The 25,043-nt window shown below is 41.5% G+C and carries 21 protein-coding genes and 1 CRISPR repeat array; of the genes, 15 read left to right on the forward strand and 6 right to left on the reverse strand.

Annotated elements, in window-relative coordinates; translation table 11 throughout:
- Positions 1-52: 52 nt before the first annotated feature.
- Complete coding sequence (locus tag MAS10914_RS29735; RefSeq protein WP_017315154.1) at positions 53-4,456, forward strand: nSTAND1 domain-containing NTPase; 4,404 nt, start codon at positions 53-55, stop codon at positions 4,454-4,456.
- A 248-nt stretch (positions 4,457-4,704) separates the two neighbouring features.
- On the opposite strand, the gene MAS10914_RS0106780 is transcribed toward MAS10914_RS29735, so the two are convergent.
- Together MAS10914_RS0106780 and MAS10914_RS33975 are read right to left on the reverse strand one after the other, a co-directional pair.
- Positions 4,705-5,148: a hypothetical protein gene (locus tag MAS10914_RS0106780; protein WP_017315155.1), complete on the reverse strand. Its 444-nt coding sequence runs from the start codon at positions 5,146-5,148 to the stop codon at positions 4,705-4,707.
- Between the two features lie 39 nt (positions 5,149-5,187).
- Positions 5,188-5,493 carry a hypothetical protein gene (locus MAS10914_RS33975; protein WP_156818102.1) on the reverse strand — a complete coding sequence of 102 codons (306 nt, stop codon included), beginning with the start codon at positions 5,491-5,493 and terminating at the stop codon, positions 5,188-5,190.
- A gap of 43 nt (positions 5,494-5,536) precedes the next feature.
- Here MAS10914_RS33975 and MAS10914_RS0106785 point away from each other — a divergent pair, with 43 nt between their 5' ends.
- The 4 genes from MAS10914_RS0106785 to folP all read left to right on the forward strand — a co-directional run bounded on the left by MAS10914_RS0106785 (position 5,537) and on the right by folP (position 10,431).
- The gene (locus MAS10914_RS0106785; RefSeq protein ID WP_026082378.1) at positions 5,537-6,982 is read left to right on the forward strand and encodes a cytochrome ubiquinol oxidase subunit I; all 1,446 of its coding nucleotides are present in this window, start codon (positions 5,537-5,539) and stop codon (positions 6,980-6,982) included.
- 213 nt (positions 6,983-7,195) lie between these two features.
- Positions 7,196-8,209 carry a cytochrome d ubiquinol oxidase subunit II gene (gene cydB / locus MAS10914_RS0106790; protein WP_017315157.1) on the forward strand — a complete coding sequence of 338 codons (1,014 nt, stop codon included), beginning with the start codon at positions 7,196-7,198 and terminating at the stop codon, positions 8,207-8,209.
- Between the two features lie 578 nt (positions 8,210-8,787).
- A complete protein-coding gene (tpiA, locus tag MAS10914_RS0106795; RefSeq protein ID WP_071599803.1) occupies positions 8,788-9,513 on the forward strand; it encodes a triose-phosphate isomerase in 726 nt (241 codons plus the stop codon).
- A 54-nt stretch (positions 9,514-9,567) separates the two neighbouring features.
- On the forward strand, positions 9,568-10,431 hold the full coding sequence (gene folP, locus MAS10914_RS0106800) for a dihydropteroate synthase (protein ID WP_017315159.1): 864 nt from the start codon (positions 9,568-9,570) through the stop codon (positions 10,429-10,431).
- Here folP and MAS10914_RS0106805 read toward each other — a convergent pair.
- Together MAS10914_RS0106805 and MAS10914_RS0106810 are read right to left on the reverse strand one after the other, a co-directional pair.
- Entirely contained in the window at positions 10,428-11,267 is an 840-nt protein-coding gene (locus MAS10914_RS0106805; protein ID WP_017315160.1) for an SPFH domain-containing protein, read from the reverse strand. The genes folP and MAS10914_RS0106805 overlap by 4 nt on opposite strands.
- A gap of 304 nt (positions 11,268-11,571) precedes the next feature.
- Positions 11,572-13,212, reverse strand: coding sequence for an alpha/beta hydrolase (locus MAS10914_RS0106810; protein ID WP_026082379.1), 1,641 nt, complete (start codon positions 13,210-13,212; stop codon positions 11,572-11,574).
- A gap of 306 nt (positions 13,213-13,518) precedes the next feature.
- On the opposite strand from MAS10914_RS0106810, the gene MAS10914_RS0106815 reads away from it, so the two are divergent.
- The 5 genes from MAS10914_RS0106815 to cas2 are packed head-to-tail and all read left to right on the forward strand — an operon-like array spanning position 13,519 to position 18,251.
- On the forward strand, positions 13,519-15,033 hold the full coding sequence (locus tag MAS10914_RS0106815) for a TIGR03985 family CRISPR-associated protein (protein ID WP_017315162.1): 1,515 nt from the start codon (positions 13,519-13,521) through the stop codon (positions 15,031-15,033).
- Positions 15,034-15,065: 32 nt separating this feature from the next.
- The gene (locus MAS10914_RS0106820; protein WP_017315163.1) at positions 15,066-15,665 is read left to right on the forward strand and encodes an HD domain-containing protein; all 600 of its coding nucleotides are present in this window, start codon (positions 15,066-15,068) and stop codon (positions 15,663-15,665) included.
- Entirely contained in the window at positions 15,658-16,719 is a 1,062-nt protein-coding gene (locus MAS10914_RS0106825; protein WP_017315164.1) for a reverse transcriptase domain-containing protein, read from the forward strand. Before MAS10914_RS0106820 ends, MAS10914_RS0106825 begins: the two co-directional genes overlap by 8 nt.
- 59 nt (positions 16,720-16,778) lie before the next feature.
- On the forward strand, positions 16,779-17,975 hold the full coding sequence (gene cas1 / locus MAS10914_RS0106830) for a CRISPR-associated endonuclease Cas1 (RefSeq protein WP_017315165.1): 1,197 nt from the start codon (positions 16,779-16,781) through the stop codon (positions 17,973-17,975).
- Complete coding sequence (gene cas2 / locus MAS10914_RS0106835) at positions 17,976-18,251, forward strand: CRISPR-associated endonuclease Cas2 (protein WP_017315166.1); 276 nt, start codon at positions 17,976-17,978, stop codon at positions 18,249-18,251.
- Here cas2 and MAS10914_RS33980 read toward each other — a convergent pair.
- Positions 18,248-18,385: a hypothetical protein gene (locus tag MAS10914_RS33980; RefSeq protein ID WP_156818103.1), complete on the reverse strand. Its 138-nt coding sequence runs from the start codon at positions 18,383-18,385 to the stop codon at positions 18,248-18,250. The two genes, cas2 and MAS10914_RS33980, sit on opposite strands and share 4 nt — an antisense overlap.
- 84 nt (positions 18,386-18,469) lie before the next feature.
- Positions 18,470-20,032: a CRISPR direct-repeat array (repeat unit 36 nt; unit sequence CCCTACCGATTGGGTTAAATCGGATTAGTTGGAAAC).
- A gap of 81 nt (positions 20,033-20,113) precedes the next feature.
- Positions 20,114-21,070, reverse strand: coding sequence for a LabA-like NYN domain-containing protein (locus tag MAS10914_RS0106840; protein WP_017315167.1), 957 nt, complete (start codon positions 21,068-21,070; stop codon positions 20,114-20,116).
- A gap of 420 nt (positions 21,071-21,490) precedes the next feature.
- Between MAS10914_RS0106840 and MAS10914_RS0106845 the strand changes: the two genes are divergently transcribed.
- The 5 genes from MAS10914_RS0106845 to MAS10914_RS29745 all read left to right on the forward strand — a co-directional run bounded on the left by MAS10914_RS0106845 (position 21,491) and on the right by MAS10914_RS29745 (position 24,966).
- Positions 21,491-22,045: a LabA-like NYN domain-containing protein gene (locus MAS10914_RS0106845; protein WP_232224120.1), complete on the forward strand. Its 555-nt coding sequence runs from the start codon at positions 21,491-21,493 to the stop codon at positions 22,043-22,045.
- A gap of 30 nt (positions 22,046-22,075) precedes the next feature.
- Positions 22,076-22,504: a DUF3810 family protein gene (locus MAS10914_RS29740; RefSeq protein ID WP_051151143.1), complete on the forward strand. Its 429-nt coding sequence runs from the start codon at positions 22,076-22,078 to the stop codon at positions 22,502-22,504.
- A gap of 63 nt (positions 22,505-22,567) precedes the next feature.
- Positions 22,568-22,765: a hypothetical protein gene (locus MAS10914_RS0106855; RefSeq protein ID WP_017315170.1), complete on the forward strand. Its 198-nt coding sequence runs from the start codon at positions 22,568-22,570 to the stop codon at positions 22,763-22,765.
- Between the two features lie 59 nt (positions 22,766-22,824).
- A complete protein-coding gene (locus MAS10914_RS0106860) occupies positions 22,825-23,310 on the forward strand; it encodes an E2/UBC family protein (RefSeq protein ID WP_017315171.1) in 486 nt (161 codons plus the stop codon).
- A gap of 246 nt (positions 23,311-23,556) precedes the next feature.
- On the forward strand, positions 23,557-24,966 hold the full coding sequence (locus MAS10914_RS29745) for a HesA/MoeB/ThiF family protein (RefSeq protein ID WP_017315172.1): 1,410 nt from the start codon (positions 23,557-23,559) through the stop codon (positions 24,964-24,966).
- Positions 24,967-25,043: the final 77 nt, after the last annotated feature.

The raw sequence follows: 25,043 nt of genomic DNA on the forward strand, positions 1-25,043 counted from the left end.
TGAAATAAGTGCCTTTATCACCTTTGCATTTATACGCTTAGGAGCTACATTTATGTCAAAATATAAATTTAACCGTAGTTTCGCTATTATTATCGGTATTAATAATTATGAAAATGGCATCCCAGAACTAGAAACAGCAGTTCCAGATGCTCTCAAACTCGCTCAAATTATCCAAGAGCAACATCAAAACCTCAAACAGCAATATCAAGCGCAAAATAAGTATGAAGTCCAGTTGCTATTGAATCAACGCGTTACCCTCAAAAAGCTCAATCAATTAATTGAAGACTTTAAAAAAGGGCAAATATTTCTCGACAAAGAAAAAGTGACAGTGAACAACGATGATCGCGTTCTCTTCTACTTTGCTGGACATGGAATCGCCTTGGAAGCTTTAGAAAATCAAGAAGGACCAGTAGGTTACCTCATTCCCCAAGATGCCACATTAGGGGATAGCACTACCTACTTACCAATGCAGGAGTTACACGATGCCCTCAACGCACTTCCGTGTCGGCAGATGTTAGCAATTCTAGATTGCTGCTTTGCTGGTGCTTTCCGTTGGGCAAGCCTCAAGCGAGAGATTGTGCCCAAAGTCACAGTTTATAAAGAACGCTATGACCGTTTCATCTGCGATGCAGCTTGGCAAGTGATTACTTCTGCGGCTGACGATCAAAAAGCTTTAGATTCTTTGGGACAGCGAGGGAAAGTCATCGACGGGAACGAAGTTCACTCTCCCTTTGCGAAAGCTCTTTTTGATGCTTTACGCGGGGGAACTGATGAAGGTGCAGACTCTAATAAAGATGGTATCATCACAGCAACTGAGCTTTACTTATATCTGCGCGATCGCGTGGAAATTCTCACAGAAAATCACTACAAGCGACAAACCCCCGGTCTATGTCCACTCAAAAAACATGATAAAGGGGAGTTCATCTTTCTATTACCGAATTTTGACCGAGATAAATTGGAAGATGCGCCACCACTAAACCTAGAAAATAATCCATATAAAGGATTGCAATCCTATAATGAAAAAGACAGTGATTTGTTCTTTGGTAGAGAAAAACAGATTGAAAAGCTTTACCAGAAAGTAGTTGATAACAAACAGCGATTAACATTAGTATTAGGTGCTTCTGGGACAGGTAAATCTAGTCTGGTGAAAGCTGGACTTATCCCTAAACTAAGGAAGGATGATAAAACTTGGTCTATTCTTCCCACTTTCCGACCAGGGGAGTCTCCCTTCAAGTCATTGAATAACGTACTAAAAAAATGGGTCAAGCAGCCTTTAATCCCCACTTCCCCTGAACCAATATCTTCTGATTTACTCACCCTAAGCGAAGAAAGCCTTGCCAATTGGTTCAATAATAATCCTGAAGCAAAGCTAATGGTGGTTATCGATCAGTTTGAAGAATTAATAACTTTATGTAAGAGTGAAGAACGAGAGCAATTTCAGAAACTTATTAAAAATTCACTAGCTACATATTCCGACAAAATCCATGTAGTTATTAGTCTGCGACTCGACTTTGAAGCTCAGTTTCAAACCTCCGTGCTCAAAGACTTTTGGAATAGTGATACTCGGTTTGTAGTGCCACCAATGACCCAAGATGATTTAAGGGAAGTTATTGAAAAACCAGCTTCACAAAAAGTTTTATATTTTGATCCTCCCAGCTTGGTAGACGAACTAATTAACGAAGTCGTACAAATGCCGGGAGCTTTACCTTTGCTTTCTTTTACCCTGAGTGAATTGTATTTGAAGCATTTAGGCGATCGCACCAGGGATAACCGCGCCTTAACGAAGAAAGATTACGAAGAGTTGGGAAGAGTGTTTGGTTCTATAACTAAACGTGCTAACGAGGAATACGAGCGGTTAGTTAGAGAAAACCCCGCTTATGAAAAAACAGTGCGTTGGGTAATGTTGCGGATGATTTCATTGCAGGGTGGGGAGTTAGCAAGGCGACAGGTTTTAAAGTCTGAATTGGTTTACCCTTCTCAGGAACAAAGCGATCGCGTGCAAACAGTCATCGAACGCTTTTCTCAAGCCCGTTTAATCGTTGCAGGTTCTAATCCCCAAGGTGAAACTTATGTAGAGCCAGCCCATGATGCTTTGGTGCAGGGGTGGGATAAGATACTGAGGTGGAAAGATGAAGATGCCCTAGATTTAGTTTTACAACGGAGTCTAGACGCACAGGTAAGTAGTTGGAACAACAATGGAAAACCATTAGCACGATTGTGGCATGATGATGACCGTTTGCCTCTATTGAAACAACTGCTAGAGGATGAAGCAAAAAACTGGTTGAATGAGCAAGAGACAGACTTTGTTGAACAGAGTATCAAGCAAAAAAGAAAACAAGAAGATGAACTGACACAAAACCGGATTAATGAATTAACTCCATTGGCTAACTCTCGTTTCAGAGATCACGAGCAACTTGAAGCATTAACTTATATTTTGAGGGCAGGTAAACTCCTCCAAAAACTTATTCGTGAAAATTCCCCCCATCTGAGTCAAGAAACCCGCCTTAATACTCAATTAGTTCTTCAGCAAATCCTCAGCAAAGTAGAGGAAAAGAACCGTTTCATGCTTCAAAGTAGAATTGCTCATGCTATAGATTTCAGCCGTGATGGACAGATAATTGCCACGGTTGACGACGAAAGCGGGATTGTGAAGCTTTTTGATCCAGAAGGGAAACAGATTAACCCTCGGCAAATGAATGGCGATATGCTGATGGAAATATTTGATGTTCCCGAAGGCGAAATCATTACCTTGAGAGGTGGTTCTAAGTATTTATATTTATTGAATCCAGATGGTACATTGCGGCTTCTGAATTTATATTTAAGTCCTGACGGTGGGATATTTGCTCAACGTGGGCAGCGAGGCGAAGCGAGAGTAAAACTTTATAGTAGTCGAGACGGTGCGGAACTAAATACTCTCACAGGGTTTCATGAAGATACATTTATGACAGTTGCTTTTAGCCCCGATAGTCAGGTAATTGCTTCAGGGGGTTGGTACGGGTTCTTATACCTTTGGAACCGAGATGGAGAACTGATAACACAACAAAATGCGGGTGGGGGTTCATTGAACACAATAGATTTTAGCCCCAATGGAGAGATGCTTGCCACAGGAAGTAATGACGGTAAAGTTAGACTTTGGAACCTGGACGGTACACCGATGAAAGAATTCCAAGCCCATCGCGATACGATTTGGGGGTTATGTTTTAGTCCCAATGGAGAGATGTTTGCTACAGGAAGTAATGACAGAAGTGTCAAACTTTGGCAGCCAAATGGCATACAAGTGAAAACACTAGAAGGACATAAGGGTATAGTTCGCGCAGTTGCGTTTAACCCCAATGACAGCCAGAATCTTGCCTCGTCGAGTGATGATGGTAGCGTCAAAATTTGGAATTTAGGCGGCACAGGTCTAAAAATTTTGGATCGACATGAGGATTCGGTTAATAAGGTTCGTTTCAGTCCTGACGGTAAAACAATTCTCACTACAAGTGGGCATGGAAAAGTCTCGTTCTGGAGAACTGACGGCACGTTGTTCAAACAAGAAAGTTGGCACAATGGGCCAATTTCAACATTAGATTTCAGCCCCAACGGTGAGAAGATTGTTACGGCAAGTGGGGATAAAGAGGTTATACTTCGTAATTCAGATAGTGATTTTATAGCCAACATTAAACAGTGGGACGGCAGTGAATGGGATGGAATTGAAGTATTAGGAGCAAGCTTCAGTCCTAACAATCAAGTGATTGCACTGGCAGATCAGCAAGGTTCAGTCAAACTCTACAATTTAGGCGACGGCACTTTTACAACTTTGCGTGATGGGTCTGGCGACCCTTCCCATGTCTGGGCAGTAAAATTCAGTCCTAATGGCAACATACTTGCCTCTGCACATCATGAAGGAGTGGTCGCACTATGGCAAGACGGTACTTTACTCAACACTTTGCCTCGCGATCAGAATTACACAACGTTTACGAAAACTGATGGTGTTTATTACAATTCCGTTCTCGGAATAGATTTTAGCCCTAACGGTGATCTAATTGCCTCAGCGCATATAGATGGAACAGTCAAACTCTGGAAGCTAGATGGCAGTTCAGATGAACCTCTTATCCTTGGTGAGCCTAGTAGCAATATTCTAGTACGTTCATTACGTTTTAGCCCCAAAGGTGATCTGATCGCCTCAGCATATACAGATGGAACGGTCAAACTCTGGAATTTAAATGGCTCGTTGCACAAAATCTTAGAGGGGCATAAAAGTGGTGTTACTGCGGTTGATTTTAGCCCTAACGGGAAGACCCTAGCCTCTGCCAGTGAAGATAAGACAGTAATTCTGTGGGATTTAGAGCGAAGTCAAGATCTAGATGGACTATTGCAGCGCGGTTGCGAATGGGCAGAAGGTTATTTGACAAATAATCCTAATATTACCAATGAAGATCGCCAAATAATACTCAACATTAATAAAAATCCCTGAAACGGCGTTGCAGAGAAAGCGGGATGATTTTATTATATGTGCTTACTAGAAAACTTTTTTCTTCTCCTGTCGGAGACGCTATGCGAAGGCGCTCTTTGCGTCTTCTCCTTCCCTTCGGGACGCTGCGCGAACAAAGACGCGAAGCGCGTTGGCGGAAGCCTCTCGAAGAGAAGGCGGTTCGTACTTCATCCCCTCTTTGTGCAACGCCCCTGAAACTCCTGATTTTACAAGATTGCAATTGTGAACAATCAATAGGATTTGATTTGAGCGGCACTCATTTCATCAGGAGCTTTTTTATCCAGCAGCACCTCCACCAAAGGAATACCAAACCACCCTCCCGTATCGCCTCCCGCCCAACAGTCTCCCTGACAAACGGAGAAATTTTCGTCTGCAAGTTGCTTAAATTCCTCTACAGCACTTATATCTTGTTCCTCATAGCCCGCAGGGTGAAAAATTCTGCCAATGTATTTTCCTTGTAAACGAATTTGTCCAATGACACAAATGCCGTCTCCAACGCTGTAAACGCCCTGACTAGCATTGCGGGAGTAAATTGCAATATATCCTCCATCATTGCCTTGATAGCGATTGACTGTTGGCAAAATGCGCTCTTGGTAGCCCGGTGCGGGATGATTGATGACACTTCCCTCACCTACATATACTCGGAAATCTTCAGAAAGCATCCAGTTTTCCATACAGTTTTCCCAATTAATGTTGTTTTTTATCCTAGCCCACTAACGCACCGCAACCCTAGTAGCGACTGTCTTGAAAGTCAAGCGATCCCGTTCGCGGACCGTGTGCTTTGCACCCAGCGCTGCTGCTTCCAGCAGATCCCCATCTCTGTGACGACATCCACTCACCAACCGCCGCAAATCCCGACAAGTAAGTTGCAGCAGGTGCGATCGCCTCCAGCGCTGCACTCTTTTGTTATCGCCAGCCTGAAGAAAATATCGCGCCGATGCACAACTCAACGACACCTTGTCAAACCTTAAAACTTTCCCAAAAAATGCACCGTCAAGGATTGTTGCAATAGTATACAAGGGAATCTATCCGTAGATTTTGGCTGACTATAGGGGGTAGCTTGTGGAATTTTTGTCTGATTCTGTCGTACTATCACGTATGCAGTTTGCCTTAACTGCATTATTCCATATGCTCTGGCCCGTCCTTACCACAGGTATGGGAATTTACCTGGTTATCGTTGAAGGAGTATGGCTTAAGACTCGTAATCCTGACTACTATCTTCATGCTCGTTTCTGGTCTAAGTTTTACGTCCTGAATTTTGGGATTGGTGTTGCAACTGGTATTCCAATGGAGTTTCAGTTTGGCACAAATTGGTCGCGCTTTTCGGAAGCCGCAGGAAACTTTTTTGGCAGTGTGATTGGGTTTGAAGCCTCTTGGGCATTCATGCTAGAAGCTGCTTTCCTAGGGATTATGCTTTTCGGTTGGGAGCGCGTCAATCCCATAGTTCACTTTCTCTCCACCATCCTTGTTGCAGTTGGCGCAAACCTATCAACTCTGTGGATTTTAACAGCAAACTCTTGGATGCAAACCCCAGCGGGTGGGGAACTTGTGAATGGCAAGTTTATTGTGCATGATTATTTTCAGGCGATCGCCAATCCGTTTATGAAGAACAGTGTTCTCCATATGTTCTTTGCCACATTGGAGACTTCCCTGTTTGTCATTGGGGGAATTAGCGCTTGGTACATTCTCAATCGTCGTCAAGAAGCTTTCTTTTCTAAGTCTTTGAAGATTGCTTTGGCTGCGGCGATCGCCGTTGCTCCATTGCAGATATACATTGGGCATTTGAGTGGCGAACAAGTCTATCACTATCAGCCTTCAAAACTAGCCGCAATGGAAGCACAGTGGGAGACAACACCCGCTGGACAGCCAGCGGATTGGAGTTTGCTGGCTCTCCCGAACGAGAAAGCACACAAAAATGACTGGGAAATTACCGTTCCTAATGCCTTAGGATACATTCTGGAATTCAAGAAAAACCTCACATATCCAGTACGCGGATTGAGTGAGTGGAAACCAGAAGACCGTCCTCACATGATTGGTTTAATTTACTACGCTTTCCGCACCATGATTGCGATTGGATTTTTCTTCGCCGGATTGATGCTCTTAAGTGTCTTGCAGTGGTTGCGCGGTAAACTCTCAGCAGAAAATATTGCCCAACAGCGTTGGTTGATGCGTGCTTGGGTCTTTGCAGCGCCTCTAGGATACATTGCCGTAGATTCAGGCTGGATTGTGCGTTGTGTTGGACGACAACCGTGGATTCTCTACGGGCAAATTCGCACCGTTGATGGGGCATCTAATATACCTGCAAGCAATGTTTTAGTCTCACTGACTAGTTTTGCGATCGTCTACAGCATTTTGTTTGTTGCAGTCTTGTATTTTGGCAGCCGCATTATTCGTAAAGGTCCAAATTTAGAACTCCCAGTGCCTGGTGTTGACCCCAACAGACCTGCCGTAAATACAACTCCTGGGGAATTTGTGCCAGACGAGCGTCCTGTAGAAGCACAACAATAAATAAAAGTCAAGGTTAAATAACTTCTTTCAATTTTGACAAGTATCCTAACCTACTGGTTTTATCATTAATTTTGAAAGGTTCGTAGTTAGCGCTTTAGCGCGAGAGTGAGTCTAGGACTAAAGTCCTGACTACGAACTTATACAACCATCATTATTAATGCGATGAACCACTAATGCTAGATGCAATCAATGCACAACATCCAAAGAGGTTGTATGGAAACGCTAGAGTATTTTCTGCCCCAAGTATGGTTTGTTATTTTAGCCCTTTTCTTGTTCCTCTATGTAATGCTTGATGGGTTTGATTTAGGGGTAGGTATCTTATCTGTCACTTCACAAGATGAAGAACGTCGTAGCATTTTGATGACCAGCTTGAGCAACATTTGGGACGCCAATGAAACCTGGCTGGTTCTTATGGCTGGTGGGCTTTTTGGAGCATTTCCCTTAGCTTATGGCACAATTCTCAACGCGTTGTACATCCCAATTTTCACTATGGTGTTTGGGTTCATCTTTCGGGCTGTTGCGTTTGAGTTCCGAGAGTTAGCAAACCGAAAAATCTTTTGGAATTTTGCCTTTGGTGCTGGGAGTTTTGTCGCAGCCCTCGGTCAAGGTTTCGCCCTTGGTGCTGTGTTAAAAGGGATTGCAGTTGATCAGACGGGTCACTTTATCGGCACACCGTGGGATTGGCTGAGTTGGCAATCAGTATTGGTGGCTTTGACTTTAATTCAAGCATATGTCCTCATTGGCTCAACTTATCTTGTTTGGAAAACGACAGGGGAATTGCAAACAACTCACTACAGAACTGCAAAAATTGCGGCTTTGACAACACTGATTGGTGCTATTTTCATCACAATTACGACACCTATATTTTATGAAAGTGTCAGGACTCGCTTGTTTCAGCAGCCGCTCGTTTATATCTTTGCCGTCATTCCCATACTGGGAGTTCTGCTCATTTGGCAACTTCTTCAAAGCCTAAATCGTCAAGAAGAAAGAGCGCCTTTTGTTTGGACCATTCTTCTTTTTGTTCTCACATTTTTGGGATTGGGGTTAATTGTTTTCCCTTATATTATTCCCATGAAAATCACCATTTATGAAGCATCTGCTGACCCCAGTTCACTGGTTATCATGATTATTTTCATTGGCTTTCTCATCCCCGTTATGCTGTTCTACAACATCTACCAGTACATTGTTTTCCGGGGCAAAGTGACTGGCGGTCATTACGAGGGGTAACGCAGCAGTTATGACTGAAGTTCCTTTTGAGGACAGAGTTTAGTTTGTACCTCACCCTGTTGGAATCCGCTATAAATTAACGGACACTTGCACGCCACTTGCGGGACTCGGGGGTTTCCCGCGCCTTGGCGACTGGCGTAAGCCCAAAGCGTGCCGAAGGCATCACCCGAAGGGGGATTACCCGAATTGAACTAAAGCGTTAAGAAGAACTCAGAACTCAGTTGGGCATCCCCATAAAGAAATTTAGGGAATTTAAAACAGTGAACAGTGAACAAAAAACTGATAACTGGTAACTGATGACTGATAACTGATTACACAAGGACGCCGTATTCCGCACTATCGTGCCGCTACGCTAACGTACGTAGTATGGAGTCATAGATTTTGGCAGACTTCCATGTTGAAAAACAGGCGGCTCACTTCCTTTTTACCGTTGATTATTCTGACTACTGAGTTCTGTGTTCTGAGTTCAATCTTGCGGTCAAGCTTTTATTTTAGGAACTGACTCAAGCTTTTGGGGTCCAAAAAGTTCTAGACTGAAAAATGCATCTAGTAGCGTTAGGATCTTGACGAAATCACCTGTGCGAAAAATAGTTATTGCCGGTAACTGGAAAATGTTCAAAACCCAGGCAGAATCCCTGGAGTTTTTAAAGGGATTTCTGCACAGCTTGGACGAAACGCCTCCAGACCGAGAAGTGGTACTATGCGTCCCCTTCACCGACTTAAATGTTTTGTCCAAGAATTTGCATGGAAGCCGTGTCCAATTGGGGGCGCAAAATGTTCACTGGGAAGAAAGTGGAGCCTATACGGGTGAAATTTCCGGACTGATGCTCACAGAAATTGGGGTGCGCTACGTTATTGTCGGTCATAGCGAACGGCGGCAATACTTTGGTGAAACGGACCAAACCGTTAACCTGCGCCTCAAAGCTGCTCAACGGTTTGGTCTTATCCCAATTTTATGTGTAGGTGAAACGAAACAACAACGAGATGCGCTTGAAACAGAATCACTGATTATCAAACAACTAGAAAAAGACCTAGTGGATATTGATCAGGAGAATTTGGTCATTGCATACGAACCAATTTGGGCGATCGGCACTGGTGACACTTGTGAAGCCAAGGAAGCCAATCGGGTCATAAGTTTGATTCGCAGCCAGTTGAGCAATCCTGATGTGCCAATTCAATACGGGGGTTCGGTCAAGCCGAATAATATAGACGAAATCATGGAGCAACCAGAAATTGATGGCGTTCTCGTGGGAGGAGCAAGTCTGGAACCTGCGAGTTTTGCCAGAATTCTTAATTATAAGTAAATTTTCAGCAACCACACTAAGGTGGGCAAAGCCCACCTCACTCGTTATTAATTTATGACACGCAAGTTGATCATAAGAGAACGCTGTTTTGAGTGGGGACAGCGAACATATCTCATGGGGGTTCTCAATGTCACGCCTGATAGTTTTAGTGATGGTGGAGAATTCAATACAATCACTGCTGCTGTAACACAGGCACAAGCAATGGTAGCAGGTGGTGCAGATATTATCGATGTCGGTGGTCAATCAACTCGACCAGGAGCAGAGCAAATAACTCTTGCAGAAGAAATCGAGCGAGTCCTGCCAGTGGTACGAGTTATGCGAAAAGAAATACCAGTGCCGATTTCTGTAGATACAACAAGCTCCTCTGTTGCCAAGGCTGCGGTGGAAGCAGGTGCAGATATAGTTAATGACATTTCCGGCGGTACGTTTGACCCACAAATGTTGCCGACTATAGCGAGTATGGGTGTGCCAATAATATTGATGCATATTCGGGGAAACCCGCAGACAATGCAACAATTCACTGATTATCAGGATTTGATAGAAGAGATTTATAGTTTTTTGACAAAACAAATTACCGCAGCCACGGCTGCGGGTATTGATAAAGGAAAAATAATTATCGACCCAGGTATCGGCTTTGCTAAGAACTCCGAGCAAAATTTAGAAATTTTTCGCCGTTTACCGGAGTTACGTCAACTCAACTGTCCTATCTTAGTAGGAGCATCACGTAAAAGTTTCCTTGGTCGCATTTTAAATCAACCAGACCCGAAAGCGCGAGTCTGGGGAACGGCGGCGGCGTGTTGTGCTGCTATCTTTAATGGGGCTGATATCCTCCGAGTTCACGATGTTAAAGAAATGCGCGATGTATCTTTGGTTGCTGATGCAATTTTCCGACAATCTTTGCAAGTCTTGCCAAACTAGGTAGAACCATTTTCATTACTCTTGCCATTACCTTCTTCAGATATTGACTCGGAAATCAAATCCATCATTTCACCGCCTTTGCCTGGGTCTACAAAGACAACTTTGGCATTCTGGCTTTCACCCAGTTTGTAGCTGGCATTGATGTAATCTTGAGCCACGAGATAGCGCAGAATTTCCTTACTTTCAGGACTGGAGCGCAAGACTTCAGAGATGATTTGCATTGAGGTTTTGGTACCTTCTGCTTTCTTAATTGCCGCTTGCCGCTGCCCTTCTGCTTCTAAAATTGCAGCGCGGCTATTAATTTCCGCTGCCCGCTGCTCTTCCATTGACTTCCGCACGCTCTCAGGCGGTGTAATACTCTGAATATCTACCCGGAGAATATCAACTCCCCAGTCTGCCGTTGTCCGATTCAACTCGTCTAATAAGGCTCTGTCCATCTCAGCTCTGGAAACGTTGGTTTCCTCCAAGGTATTTTGGGCAATGACTTCCCGCAGCGTTGTTGTCGCAAGCTGTGTCAGAGACCCTTGGAGGTCGTCAATTTCATAAAAGCTCTTCTCTATGTTTTTGATGCGCCAGAACACGACAGCATCAACTTCCAAGTAGATATTATCTTTGGTGATGATGTTTTGAGGTTTAATGTCTAAAAACTGCTCTCGTGTTGTGTCCTCCATCACAATCTGATCTAGCAAGGGAACAATAAAGTTTAGTCCTGGTCTTAGTCTGCGATGATACCGCCCCAAGCGTTCAACTAAGGCTTCATTGCCTTGATTCACAAGTTTTGCAGACCCTAATGCATATCCTATAAGCACTAAGACTATGGCAATAATTGGTTCCATGTACTCTCCTATTCGTTTGACGGAATTAACCGTAAGGACACGGCACTACCATGTCCTATCTTCAGTCTAATGTCCAGAATGTGTAATGTAATTATCACAAGTTGCAGTACCAGGCAAGAGTCTGGAGAAAAGTAAACAACATTTGCAACCATTTGGCATTGGACATGGCTATTAAATCACCAAGGGAGTTGCGTGTTCAAGCATATTTTTTGTAATTAATTTTACAATGATAATCATAAGTGTTTAACTGGAGGAGATATCATATGAGGTGGGCAAAATACCCACTTCATATGATAGAATTAAGCTATTTTTCCACAGGCTCCAACCACGTTTTGATACTTGCTGGTAACTCGGAAACAAGACGCAACGGTAGCTCAGGTGTAGAGAGAGATTGAGCGTAAGCTGGTTTTAAAAAAGGTTGGTAAATTTTCGCTTCTGGTGTGAGTTGTTTGATAAACGCCAAACTGACACCTTTGGTTAATTGACGTAAAGATTTGGTTTCTTCACCTCGCCGTTCTTTGACAATAGTGGTGGCTGCACTGGCTGGGTATATTGGATCACTAATACTCAAGTGAGTGCCACCAATAGCAGTTAACAGATATTTCTCACCCCGTAGTTGGATAAAAGGTTCTATTTGATGCTTCAGCGCTGGGGTGAGGGCGTCTTCGGTTCCAGTTAAGACTAAGACTGGCTTGGTGACTTGAGTTAGACCTTTTTTGCCAAAGAGTTTGCCTACTAGGGGGTTAAGAGCGATCGCACTCTTGACTCGCTCATCTTGCAACCTCAGTTTGTTATCTCGTAAGGAAGCAGCGGCGCACTGCAACCAGTCACCAGGAGCTTCGCTGATATTTAAAGAATCTTTACAGAACTTACGCAATTCCTCTAAGTCTACCTCTCCTCCTACCAAAGCCAAAGCTGTATAACCTCCCAAAGAGTGACCAATGACAGTAACTTTTTCAGTGTTTAATGTGCTTTGAAATTGTCCAGGTTGAGTCTTCAGTTTTGCCAGTTCATCCAGCACAAAGCTGACATCTTTTGGTCGGTTAATAAATTCAGTAGCAGGTAGGATCTGTGCCAAATTCTTTGTATCTGAAGTACTAACAGCAGCGACGTTGCTACCAGGATGTTCAAGAGCAACAACATTCATGCCATGAGAAGCTAAATGACGTGCTAGATAGTTCAAAAATCTCCGATTTGCCCCAAAGCCATGGGAGAGGACAACCAGTGGGTCTTCGGTTTTACCTTGACTCCAATAAATGTCTACAGGAATAGTACGGTTACGCTGTCGGTCATTCAAGACGATTGTCTGCTGCTGTACGATTTCATGACCCAGCGCTGCTGGATCGAATGCTGCTTTGAAGGGGATGTTACTTTTGGCAGACAACTCTCGTTCTAGTAACAGACCCAGGGCTTGACTTTGTAAGTGATTTGGGTTAAATTCTACTGCAAAACCGATAGCTTTAGTAGCGTCTACGGTTATATTCTCTGCTGGGTAAGCTCGCAAGAAACTCAGCGCGCTAAAACCGTTGGCTTGCCGCAATGCAAAATTTAGCGCTGCCTTGATGCTTTCTACGGTACTGCCTGGTATTGCTCCGCCTATGGATGAGATGAACTGTCTACCTCCAGGCGATCGCACCAGCTCGTCGATGAACTTGTCCGCAACAGCAGGATCAACTTCCAATCGCTTAGTCAGTAATTCTCGCACTTCAGGTGTTAACACCGATGAGAAGACTTGCAGCCCTTCTGGTAGTCTCCCGGTTTTGGCAAACTTTTCTAAGTCTGCGATCTCTACCGACTGCTGAAATGGTCCCAGGCGGATGGTAACTGTTTGGGCTGCTAAGGTAGAGGGCATTGCCGCACCCCAACCCAAAGTGAGGGTCAAACTGTACAGTAATCCTTGTGCCCAGGATGCCTTACGCCGATTTCTGCCAAGCTGAAACTGCATATCAGTCATTCGTCATTAGTTATTAGTTATTAGTAGCCCATAACTCATGACTTTATAAGTTGAAATGCAGTTTCATGCAAGTGTAACGTTCTCTCCCGTTAAGCTTGCGCTATAACGGGAGCTTCTCGGATCTAGAATAAAGACTACATTCTCAATAAATTCAAATATTTTCGTTGCGATACGCCAGGGGTATTGCTTCGCATATCACACCTCAAAATAGTTGATCTGCCTCCGTATGAAATGGAAATAGCCTTTTCCACCTGCTGTTAATCTAGAAACATACACCCACAAGCAGCAGCACCCACTATGAAGAGAGAAGTTTTTAACTATCCTCCCAGTGTGGAAGTCTTAAAGTTATTAACGCCAGGTTCCTTAAAACAAAACTTAGCGAAAGCGGTAAGATTATGGGTTATTTTACGTTCTATTTATGGAGATGATGGTGATGGAGTTAAATTAGAATTAGAAGAAAAATTTACTTTCCTTCAATGGCGCGATTTATTTTTTCTAGATGCAACAAAGCAACATTCACGCGATAAAGCTCCAATTTTACATCATGAAGAATGTCGCTGCACCACAAAATTAACTGAGTGGTTGTTTGCATCAAGTCTAAGTATTGAGAAAAGTCAATGGTCTGTGTCATTCCAAAAATATTATTCCATCCAACCTGATGAATTAGAAAGTTTACTCTTGACTGGAATCATGAGTTGTTGCAAAAAAAATAGTCAGCAATATAACGAAGTTACTATTAATGACAGACAAAAATCTCAGCGGTTTTCTAAATCTTTATCTAATGGGCGTTTATTTGCTGTAACCAGCCGAAATTTGAAAGAACATGACTTTCAATCATTAATCAATTTTGGATGGTTAAAAAAAACAAACACTCTAGAAAAAGGAAATAAAGTTGAATACTTTAAAGTAGATAGGTTTCCTGAGTTTTTCTTGGCTCGTCTTCAAGAAGTAGAAATTCCTAACGAACAGTTTACAAATGAAGAATTATCTGCTTTCAATAATTCATTATCTCAACCAATTAATGGTATTCAGCGATTTTTCATTCATGCAGAATATATAGTTCATCCCCGGCTATATGAGCGCGTTGAGTTACTGCAAAAGCAGTTAAAAAATATTTGGGCACAAGATAAAATACCGTTGGTGAAGTTAACTTATCAAAGTGCCAAACTATTTCATGATACTGTTGATTGTATTGTTTATCCTGTTTGCATTTACTACTACCAACGCGCACCTTATCTATTTGCTTATGGTCAAACTCCCAAGCAAGATGACGAAAACCGTTGGAGCAAAATAGATTGGTATGACTATCGCCTTGACCGAATTCTCAAATTAGATGAATTGCCAAAAAATCATGTAGATTATGCAGATATCCCCAAACACTTTTTAGATAAATGTCAAGGGCAATATCCACCAACTCCTGATGATATTAAACAAAAAATGTCAGATGCTTGGGGATTTGATATCTACCAACCACAGGAGTTACTAGTATTAAAATTTGACCAGTATTTTTATGGAAATAACATCAAAGGAACCGAACGCGACGAAATGTTTACAAAAATTACCCGTCAACAGGTTGAGAAATTGGTGAAATCTTACACTCCTTCAGCATCAACACAACAAAAACATCTGCTTTCAACCTTACAAGCTCGTTCACCAAACGATATTTACTGCAAAGTCGATTATCGCGTTAATGATAATAATATCGTGATGCGTTTGCGAGCTTGGGGACCGAAGGTAGAGGTTATCTTACCTTGGGATTTTCGACAGCGCATGGCAGAAGATATAGAAGCGACTTACAAACTTTATAAATAAGAAGCTTGAGAACTAATCAGGGGAATCATACCATGAACTTAAACGCAACAGAAACATCAAAATTAACACATCGTTTTGAACAAGCTTTGGTTTACGCCACCAGACTTCACGCCAAACAAACTAGAAAAGGAGGAGGTAACGTACCTTACATTAGCCATCTATTAAGTGTAGCAGCGCTGGTATTAGAAGATGGTGGTGATGAAGATGAAGCCATAGCAGCATTATTACATGATGCGATCGAAGACCAAGGAGGGAAAGCAACCCGCGAAGTTATTTTAAATATGTTTGGTGAAAGAGTCTGTGAAATAGTTGATGGTTGCACTGATACAGATACGATACCAAAGCCACCTTGGCAAGAACGCAAACAGCAATATATTGAAAAGTTGCGTCATGCTTCAGCTTCGATTCGTAGGGTAGTGCTAGCGGATAAATTGCATAATGCGCGTTGTATTTTGAGCGATTTATATAAAGAAGGAGAAGCTGTCTGGCAAAAGTTTAAAGGTGGTAGAGATGGGACTTTATGGTATTACCGCACTTTGCTGGACTTGTTTTTAGGAAGTGATGCTAATTCATGGTCAGTAGAAGAATTAAATCGCATTGTTTGTGAGTGGGAGAATGTGAAATATGATTGATATTGCTAGCAGGTTTCTTGATATTAATAATTTTCAACGTGCTTGGCAAAAGGTAGCCGAAAATCGCGGCTGTGCAGGGGTAGATGGAGAAACTATTGATAGTTTTGCTCGCAATCAAACCCTTAATATTTATCAATTACTAAATGCTGTCGCTCATAGTACTTATCAACCCTCTCCTTGCAAACAGGTAATTATCCCAAAAAAAAACGGCACTCAAAGAGAGTTAAAAATACCAACAGTACGGGATAGAATTGTGCAGCAGGCTTTATTAAATATACTGTATCCATTAATGGAGGATAAATTTTCACCTGCTAGTTTTGCTTATCGTCCCAATTTATCCTATCTCAATGCGGTAGAAAAAATCGCCGATTGGCGAGATATGGGATATCACTGGGTGTTAGATGGGGATATAGTTAAATTTTTTGATAATATCGACCATCACAGGTTATTAAAAGAAGTCAGGCTATATATAGATAATCCGGGAATTTTATGTTTGATTAAATCTTGGATATCAGTTGGAGTGTTAACTGCAGAGGGGTTAGTTTTACCACAAAAAGGTATTCCTCAAGGTGCGGTTATTTCCCCGATTTTGGCGAATATTTATCTACATGAGTTTGATGAATGGGTGAGCGGAACTGATTTAAAACTTGTACGTTATGCAGATGATTTTCTGGTTTTATCGCATACTCAAGAGCGGATTTTGCAAGCCAAGTTAGAAATCATCAATTTGTTGGGTTCGATGGGATTAATGATAAATGTAGAGAAAACCCAAATTACTCATTTTGGGCGTGGGTTTCGGTTTTTAGGTCATGGTTTTTTAGATAATGCCATTTTTCCTGTGAATGTTAACGAGGTGAAGCTGAAATCTGCTATAGAAAAACAAAATAAAGTTCAAAGTAGTAGTAAAAAAAAAGTCCTAAATCTGGGGAAGGAAGCCAGGGAACTAAGGAAAATATCGCAGAAACATATGGCGAATGGAATTCGCTGCTACACAAACCAAGTCCGCCTACGCGGACTTATGTTGAGCCTGCGAAGCCAAACTTTGTTTTTGTAGCCCCAGATTTCCAGTCTGTTAGCGAAGCGGCACGAAGTGCGGGCGCTCGCCAAAATGGGATGCTTACAGATGACGAGAAGCAGAGTGTCTCTGAAGCTATTCCTAAGCTGGAGTCGGGGAACGAAAATATCGCGTATGTGAGAAATATTGCGACCCTACATCAACCCTTTCTTGCAGAAATAGAGACAGAATTACCTCCTCAAAGTGAAGAGGATAACAGTATTTCTCAAAAAAATATTTGGCATCAAGAAATGGCAGCTATCTATCTCATTGAACAAGGCACAAATATCTATAAAGACTACCAACGCTTTATTATTCATGTTTCAGAAAAACCTAAACTTGAAGTCCCAATTCGAGAAGTGCAGCAAATTCTCGTTTTTGGCAACATTCAATTATCAACACCCGTGATTCAAGCTTGTTTACAACAAGAAATTCCTGTATTATTCCTCAGTCAAAGTGGTCAATATCACGGTCATTTATGGAGCGAAGAATCAACGAATTTAGATAATCAATTAATCCAAATTGAGAGACGCAATGACGATAGCTTTCAATTTCAGGTCTCGAAAGCAATTGTTTTCGGTAAATTGATGAATTCCAAACAGCTATTATTGCGATTTAATCGCAAGCGTAAAGTCACAGAAGTAGAAAAAGCTATTTTTGGAATTAGTCAAGATATCGACTCGTTGGATTTAGTCTCTAATTTAGATGCGTTACGTGGTTATGAAGGGATAGCTGCTGCGAGATATTTTCCGGCTTTTGGTCAGTTAATGACTAATTCTAAATTTGAATTTTCTCTGCGTAACCGTCAACCACCCACAGACCCAGTCAATTCTTTATTGAGTTTTGGTTACACGCTGTTATTTAACAATGTTTTAAGTTTTCTTATTGCTGAAGGACTTTCTCCTTATTTGGGGAATTTTCACTATGGGGAAAAGCAAAAACCTTATTTAGCCTTTGATTTAATGGAGGAGATGAGGTCGGTTATTGTTGATAGTTTGGTCTTAAATATTATTAATCATTCTTTACTCAAACCACAAGATTTTGACATAGTTCCTAGCACGGGAGGAGTCTATTTAAATCAGTCAGCAAGACGAGTCTTTCTTAAACAATTTGAAACCCGGATGAATGAAGAGGTCTCTCATCCAGATTTGCAATCTCAAATAACTTATCGCCATGCAATTCAATTACAAGTAAGACGATATAAACGGTGTTTGTTGTCGGGGGTTCCCTATGAACCTTTTTTAAGAGCCGTGTAAATGCTGGTGCTTGTTGTGTATGATATTCCTGATGATAAAAGGCGCACGAAGTTATCTAATTTTTTAGAGGGATATGGGCGAAGAGTCCAACTTTCTGTGTTTGAATGTTTTTTAAGTTTGGAGGAAATGCGAGAACTTTATGCAAAGGTGAAAAAGTTAGTGAAACCAGTGGAGGATAATGTGCGGTTTTACTGGATATCGCAAGAAGCAGTGTCGAGAGTGCTGACTATTGGTGGGGAAACACCTCAACCACCGCCAAAGTATTATGTCATCTAGGTTTGGGGAAGATTAGGGGTGATTTTTAGGTGGTGCATCGACACCACTCGCCAAATCGCCAAAACCCTATATTTTTCGTTGAGTGGTGTCGATTGCTTGTAGGGCAAAGGTTTGAGGTATGTGTGTTGCTCCATTTTGCACAACATTTATAATGTTTTTTAGAGTGGTGTCGATTTGGCGGCTGAAATCCTTACTGGGTAAGGGCTGCTAAACGAACTCCCTACCGATTGGGTTAAATCGGATTAGTTGGAAACCAATTACAGTAGAGGAACCAATAAAAGAAAGAACCACCCCTACCGATTGGGTTAAATCGGATTAGTTGGAAACGCTTGTGCAGGCGTGACAATCAAAAAACCAGCAACAATCAACCCTACCGATTGGGTTAAATCGGATTAGTTGGAAACAAACGTACATCACTTTCAGCCGACATGCCGGTTTCCATCAACCCTACCGATTGGGTTAAATCGGATTAGTTGGAAACAAGCTACAAGCGCATGCAGGTCGCACCCTCCCCCACCCTACCGATTGGGTTAAATCGGATTAGTTGGAAACCAATCCAATGCACGGAGCATCTTGCTAGTTTAAAAACCCTACCGATTGGGTTAAATCGGATTAGTTGGAAACAACAGGTTTCCACTTCTTGGTTTTGGGTAATTCCTTCCCTACCGATTGGGTTAAATCGGATTAGTTGGAAACGTTAATAATTCGGGGGACAGCTTGGGGTTGCGCGACCCCCTACCGATTGGGTTAAATCGGATTAGTTGGAAACCAAGATGCTAGTAAATCTACGTTTTTACCTACACCCTACCGATTGGGTTAAATCGGATTAGTTGGAAACCACGGATTGTCGTCCGTAGAGAACGCTATCTTCACCCCTACCGATTGGGTTAAATCGGATTAGTTGGAAACCTGATTTTGCAAGAACCATCCGAACAGGTAAACGATAATCCCTACCGATTGGGTTAAATCGGATTAGTTGGAAACGAGTACATGGCTTTAGCGTTCACAGGTGCAAAGTGGGCTTCAACCCTACCGATTGGGTTAAATCGGATTAGTTGGAAACGATGCCCGTCCACTCACCGCCTATGCTGGAATGATCGTTGACCCTACCGATTGGGTTAAATCGGATTAGTTGGAAACGTGCTGACTTCATTTCCGTCAAGGCGATATACAACTCCCTACCGATTGGGTTAAATCGGATTAGTTGGAAACACTGGAAAGGTTATCTTTCCAGTTCGATAATTCCAACGCCCCTACCGATTGGGTTAAATCGGATTAGTTGGAAACCTTCCTCTTCCTCTTCCTCCTGCCGGCTGGGCAACCCTACCGATTGGGTTAAATCGGATTAGTTGGAAACGCGATAGCGGCGATAGCGGAAGCAGCAGCAACGATTGCCCTACCGATTGGGTTAAATCGGATTAGTTGGAAACCTGCGACTCTCATTTCGAACAGCATGTCATTCAACACCCTACCGATTGGGTTAAATCGGATTAGTTGGAAACATTGGGATCCTTTCCTGGGTTGGCACCCAGTTTTCCCCTACCGATTGGGTTAAATCGGATTAGTTGGAAACAAATGAGTCGGCAGAAGCCGGATCAATGGAGCCAAGTCCCTACCGATTGGGTTAAATCGGATTAGTTGGAAACAACTTGGGGTATGTCGGGAAAGCCCTCGGGCAGCCCTACCGATTGGGTTAAATCGGATTAGTTGGAAACCAAACTGTTTGCACGGAATATGTCCCAGTTCCCTACCGATTGGGTTAAATCGGATTAGTTGGAATTTGACGAAGGGGTAATAAATCAAAAAATAAACCCTCCATTTTCTGGAGGGATTTTTTACTAAAAACATCGCTACGAAGTTACTCACGCCACATTCAACTTAGTATACTTAGCAATTTTGTATTGAATATCATCCAAAAAAATCACATCATTGGCTATTTCTAAAAGCTGCTGGCTTAACATAGCCTTTTTCGCAACTACGGTTACTTCTGCACCACGTCGTTGAATTTCCTCAAGAGCAGGTCTAAAATCACCATCACCACTCACAAGAATCACCCTATCTTGCTGTTTCACTTCTCCCAACATATCAACAGCAATTTTTACATCATCACCAACAGTTTTAACAGTATTGCTATCAGGTCGAGGTAAAATAGGAAGTCCAATAACTTCATAACGTAAACGTTCTAAATAACTAATAAAACGTTTTTGTCCTTCACTTATGGGTGAATGAACACCAGTGTAATATTTAAAAGTGGTAACAGTTGCATTTTGAGAAAGTTCTACCCGCAAGGCATTATAATCAACTTCAATATGCAAGCTATCGAGAGCAAAACTTAAATTATTGCCATCAATATAAACACGAGTTACCGATGTTTGAGTATCGGGAAGAGATTTCACTGATAATTTTTGAGAAATTGGTAGATGATTTTCAGATTTAGGAGCAGTTTGATTTGCTAACTTTTCAAGTTGAGCAATATTTCCTAAAATGACTTTTTGTTGATGCTGCAGTTTATCTATTTTAGAAAGATAAAGACGCTGGCAGGTATTTTGAGTTTTGACTTTTTTCTCAAGTTTATTTAATTCACCCTGTGCGTCAGAAAGTTTCGCTTGCAGGCAGCTATTTTCTTTGGTTAATAGAGTTAATTGCTTCTGGTTATTGGCATCTAATTTGTGCTGCTTGACTAAGATTTCTCTAGAAATAGCTCCCAATGCAGCTATTTCACCCAACACTCTCAGTAGAGGTTGTCTACTAGTAGTTCCAGTCAAGATGCACGCTAGAGATACAACCATTGTGATTGGGAATAATTGAGTACGTTTCATTTCTACTACTCGCTAATCTTTGGCTTTGATGTCTTTAATTTAGTGCGTTAGTGGAAAGCGATGTTTCCAGTTATAGCAGTCGCCAAAGCCGTTAGGACAAGTCGGCGGTAGACACCTTCAACAGCGTACATTGTGAATTGATTGTTGTCCTAAGCTTCTTGTCCGTTGCTATATAGTCCTCGGTTAAAGGTTATTTGTGAAAATTTTATAGGTGTAAAGACTGTGCCCAATCGCACCCGCAAACCATCTGATCTGAACTGTATTGAATTATAGTCAAGATTCCCGACTTTTTAAGGAAGTGGGTAATCTGAGTAAAGAAAAAGAGGAAAGAGCATTTTCCACCAATGAGTTTTAATCATAAATAAGAAAACACAAACCCAAAAGAAATAGTGAGAGTGTATGGTAAATACTCGTCGGGTGATGATTCTTGCAGATGGTGATAACGCTTTTATGGCAGCACAAAATTTTAATCGCAAAATAAACTGGCATAAAGTGCGGGACTATTTAGCAGACCCAAAAGAGGGGAGAGAACTGCTAGAAATGGTAATTTATCTTGGTTTACCTCCCGCTAAAGAAAGGTTTGAAGAACAGCGAAAAAACAAAGAAAAATTTATCTACTGGGCAAGAAGTAATGGTTTTTTAGTTGTGACTAAAGAAGGTAAAGCTAAGGGAGATGAATACGAAAATAACGTTGATGTTGTGATGGCTATGGATGCTATTGAATTGGCTTTAGAAATTAAACCAGATATTGTTGTTTTGGTGACAGGAGATTCTGATTTTGCCTATTTAGCAGAAAAACTGAGAAGAAGGGGAATTCGGGTTGAGGTAGCTTCAGTTGAACAATCTCTAGGAAGTGAGTTAAAAAATTCGGCTAATAGTGTAGTGGATCTAACTGAGGTGTTTGATAAATTTGACCAGCATGATACCAGACAAAATTATCACCGCATTGGTAGTTCTAATGTCTTTGATTCATGAATGCAGTCAGAAAAAGTAAGGGAGTTACTTATGAACACAGTAAATGGCAAGTTAATTAATCAAGAACTAAATCAGTTAGAAGAACTTACACAAAAAACTGAAAAAATAATTCGACGTTGCGAGAATTTAGAATCTCAGGTGAGTGCTATTAGCAGACAAGACTACACACAATACTCGCAAAAGGTAAACCAGGAGGTAAATACTGCCAAATCTTATCTACAAAAGCTTGATAAAAGAATTGGTTTTTTGGAGGAGGTGACATCAAAGCAAGCTAAACAATTGCTAGTTTTCAAGATTAGCAGTGTTATAGGGTTGGTAGGCTTGTGGTTTATGTTTAGCATGAATAATCAATCGGGATATGACAAAAATCAGCCTCAAAAACACACAGAATTCACAAAGCTAAACTTGACATCAATTCAACAACATTGTACTAGGAATAAAAACAATTTCCTGGTATAGAGACATGACGTGTCAAGCTTCAACTCATAAATCAAACTATTTAGATTACAGTGAGGAAACTAAATGAGAGCAATTGTTAATGGCAAACTGGTAGATTTACCAGAAGGTACAACTGTAGAAAATTTAAGAAAAAGATTGCCGGAAATTGGTCAGGATGATGTGATGGAGGAGGGTTTTGGCGGTACTCGTCCTCTAAAAAATAACGAAGCACTCAAAGAAGGTTCAAAGGTTTGGACTGTGCCCAAAATTGTAAAAGGGTAATACAATTTTGGATTTTGGGTTATTGGATTTTTGTTTGTGAAATATTTTGAAGGTGAAGTATGGCAGTTACAATTAGCCAAGATAAATTTGGGTTTAAGCCGAGTACGAGAATCAGAGAAGAACTCAAGCTGTTAGAAAAAGTCGCCAAGAATGTAATTGTTGGTAGTAAGACAGTTGGCGATATAAAATATACGGCTGTTCTGATCAAGGGAATGCCTTTGTCTTCTAAAAAGTTCACGGTTTCTAACACAGATATTTTGTTTTTGTTACCACCAGATTACCCACGACTTCCTCCTATTGGTTGCTATCTAAATTACCCGTGGAATACGGTGGGAGAGGGAGACCATCACTTTACCAGGCAAAGTTACTATGGTGCGCCATTTTTAAGTGAAGAAGGATGGTATTGGTATTGTGTGGGATTGGGTGGAGGATTTAATCATGATGTATGGTTAAATTCTTGGAGACCTAGTAATAATTCTGAGAAAGGTCATAACCTTGCGACTTTGTTTGTAACAGCACGTCACGCGATTAATAGTGAGGATTGAGGGAGCATCCCAATTTTGCAACTTTACCAAGATATAGATTGTCATTGCGAATGAAGCGAAGCGGAATGAAGCAATCGCAAAGTTTAGATGTTGCGGTTGCTTCGCTTCATTTCATTACGCTCGCAATGACAAAATATGTTTTTACGCATTTGGGATGCTCCCAGGATTGACGGGAGTATTCTCTGCACAATAACCCGTCAGATTGAATTTTTTTAACACATAACCACTAACCACCAACAACTAACCATGAAAAAATCTACTGAAATTTCTCTGCATATACCCCCAAAAATGTGGTCTGAGTTTCAGGAATCTATGCTCAAGTCTCGGATGTCTAACGAAGAAGTGATTGGTTTTTTCTTTTGTCAGCGGCATCAAGTTTCAAAATGCAAAATCCGGTACATTCCTAAAACTTGGGTTGTTCCTTCTTCTGACTGCTACGAACATCAATCTACCAGTGGATTGGTATTAAAACAGCATTTTCATTCATATCTACTGGAAAATCATCTTCTGCAAGGTTTAAATGTTGTTCACATTCATACTCATGCAGGTCGAGGTATGCCTAATTTTTCCTATATTGATGACCGCTATGAGTCGAAATATGCGCGGTTTATCGCGTCTGGTTTTCCCAAAAAACCTCGTTTGATTTCGGGGGTATTTGACGAGGGTTTACAATCTTGCCAATTTCGGATGTGGGATAGAAAAGGACGGAAGTTTGAGAATGTGAAATTCTGTCATTCATTGTTTGAAGTCCAAGAAAATAGAGATGTGATAAAGAACACAGATTTGATGTTTGCTAGACAAAAAATATTCGGGGAAGCTAATCAAAAGCGACTTAATGGACTCAAAGTAGCATTAATTGGTTGTGGTGGTATTGGTTCAGTTTTTGCAGAATTGTTGGGGCGTTTGGGCGTAAAGAACTGGGTATTAATCGATCCAGATAAATTGGAAACAGTTAATCTCAACCGGATGCCTGGTGCTACACAAGAAATGGTAGAGCAACAATGGCATAAAGTGCATTATGTCAAGCATCTTATCAAAAGAATTTATCGTGAAGGTTCTTGTGTCAAAGCCATACCAACCTCAATTGAAAGTGAATTAGCTAAACAAGAAATAGCAAGTTGTGATTTAATTGTGGTGGCAACAGACAATCACCTTTCTCGAAAAGTTGCTCAAGAGTTAGCGTTGAAATATATGCGTCCTTTGGTGTGTCTGGGTACCCACATAGATGTGAAATCAGACAATACACCGCGAATGTATTGCAGAGTTACCGTTCCTCCTCTGGGCGGTGGTTGGTGTTTGATGTGCGGTAATATTATCAACTTGCAACGCGCAGCTTTAGAGTCTGCACCCGATGAAATTAATCAAATGGCTACGGGTGCGGGTTATTTAGAAGGTGTGAATGATCCAGCAGTATTTTGGCTAAACAGTATCTGTGCGAGTACGGGTGTTGGTGTCATTCACGGAATGGTGAGCGGTTTTTTGAATGTAGATTCTGGTATTGACTGGATTTATGAGTTTCCCGGTAGCGATTGGCGCAAAGTCAATACCGAATATTTGCGGTCTGATGATTGTTATTTTTGTGGGATGGAGAGTTTGGAGAAAGTCGTTCAAAATCCAAATTCTAAAAGTCAAGATCCAAATTTTATTGTTTGGTAAAAAGTTATTGACTAGGTAAATATCTAGACCATCTAAACTAGGTTTATTTTCATTGAGCGTCCATAACTGTTGTACTT

It is taken from the genome of Mastigocladopsis repens PCC 10914 (assembly GCF_000315565.1).
Lineage (GTDB): Bacteria > Cyanobacteriota > Cyanobacteriia > Cyanobacteriales > Nostocaceae > Mastigocladopsis > Mastigocladopsis repens.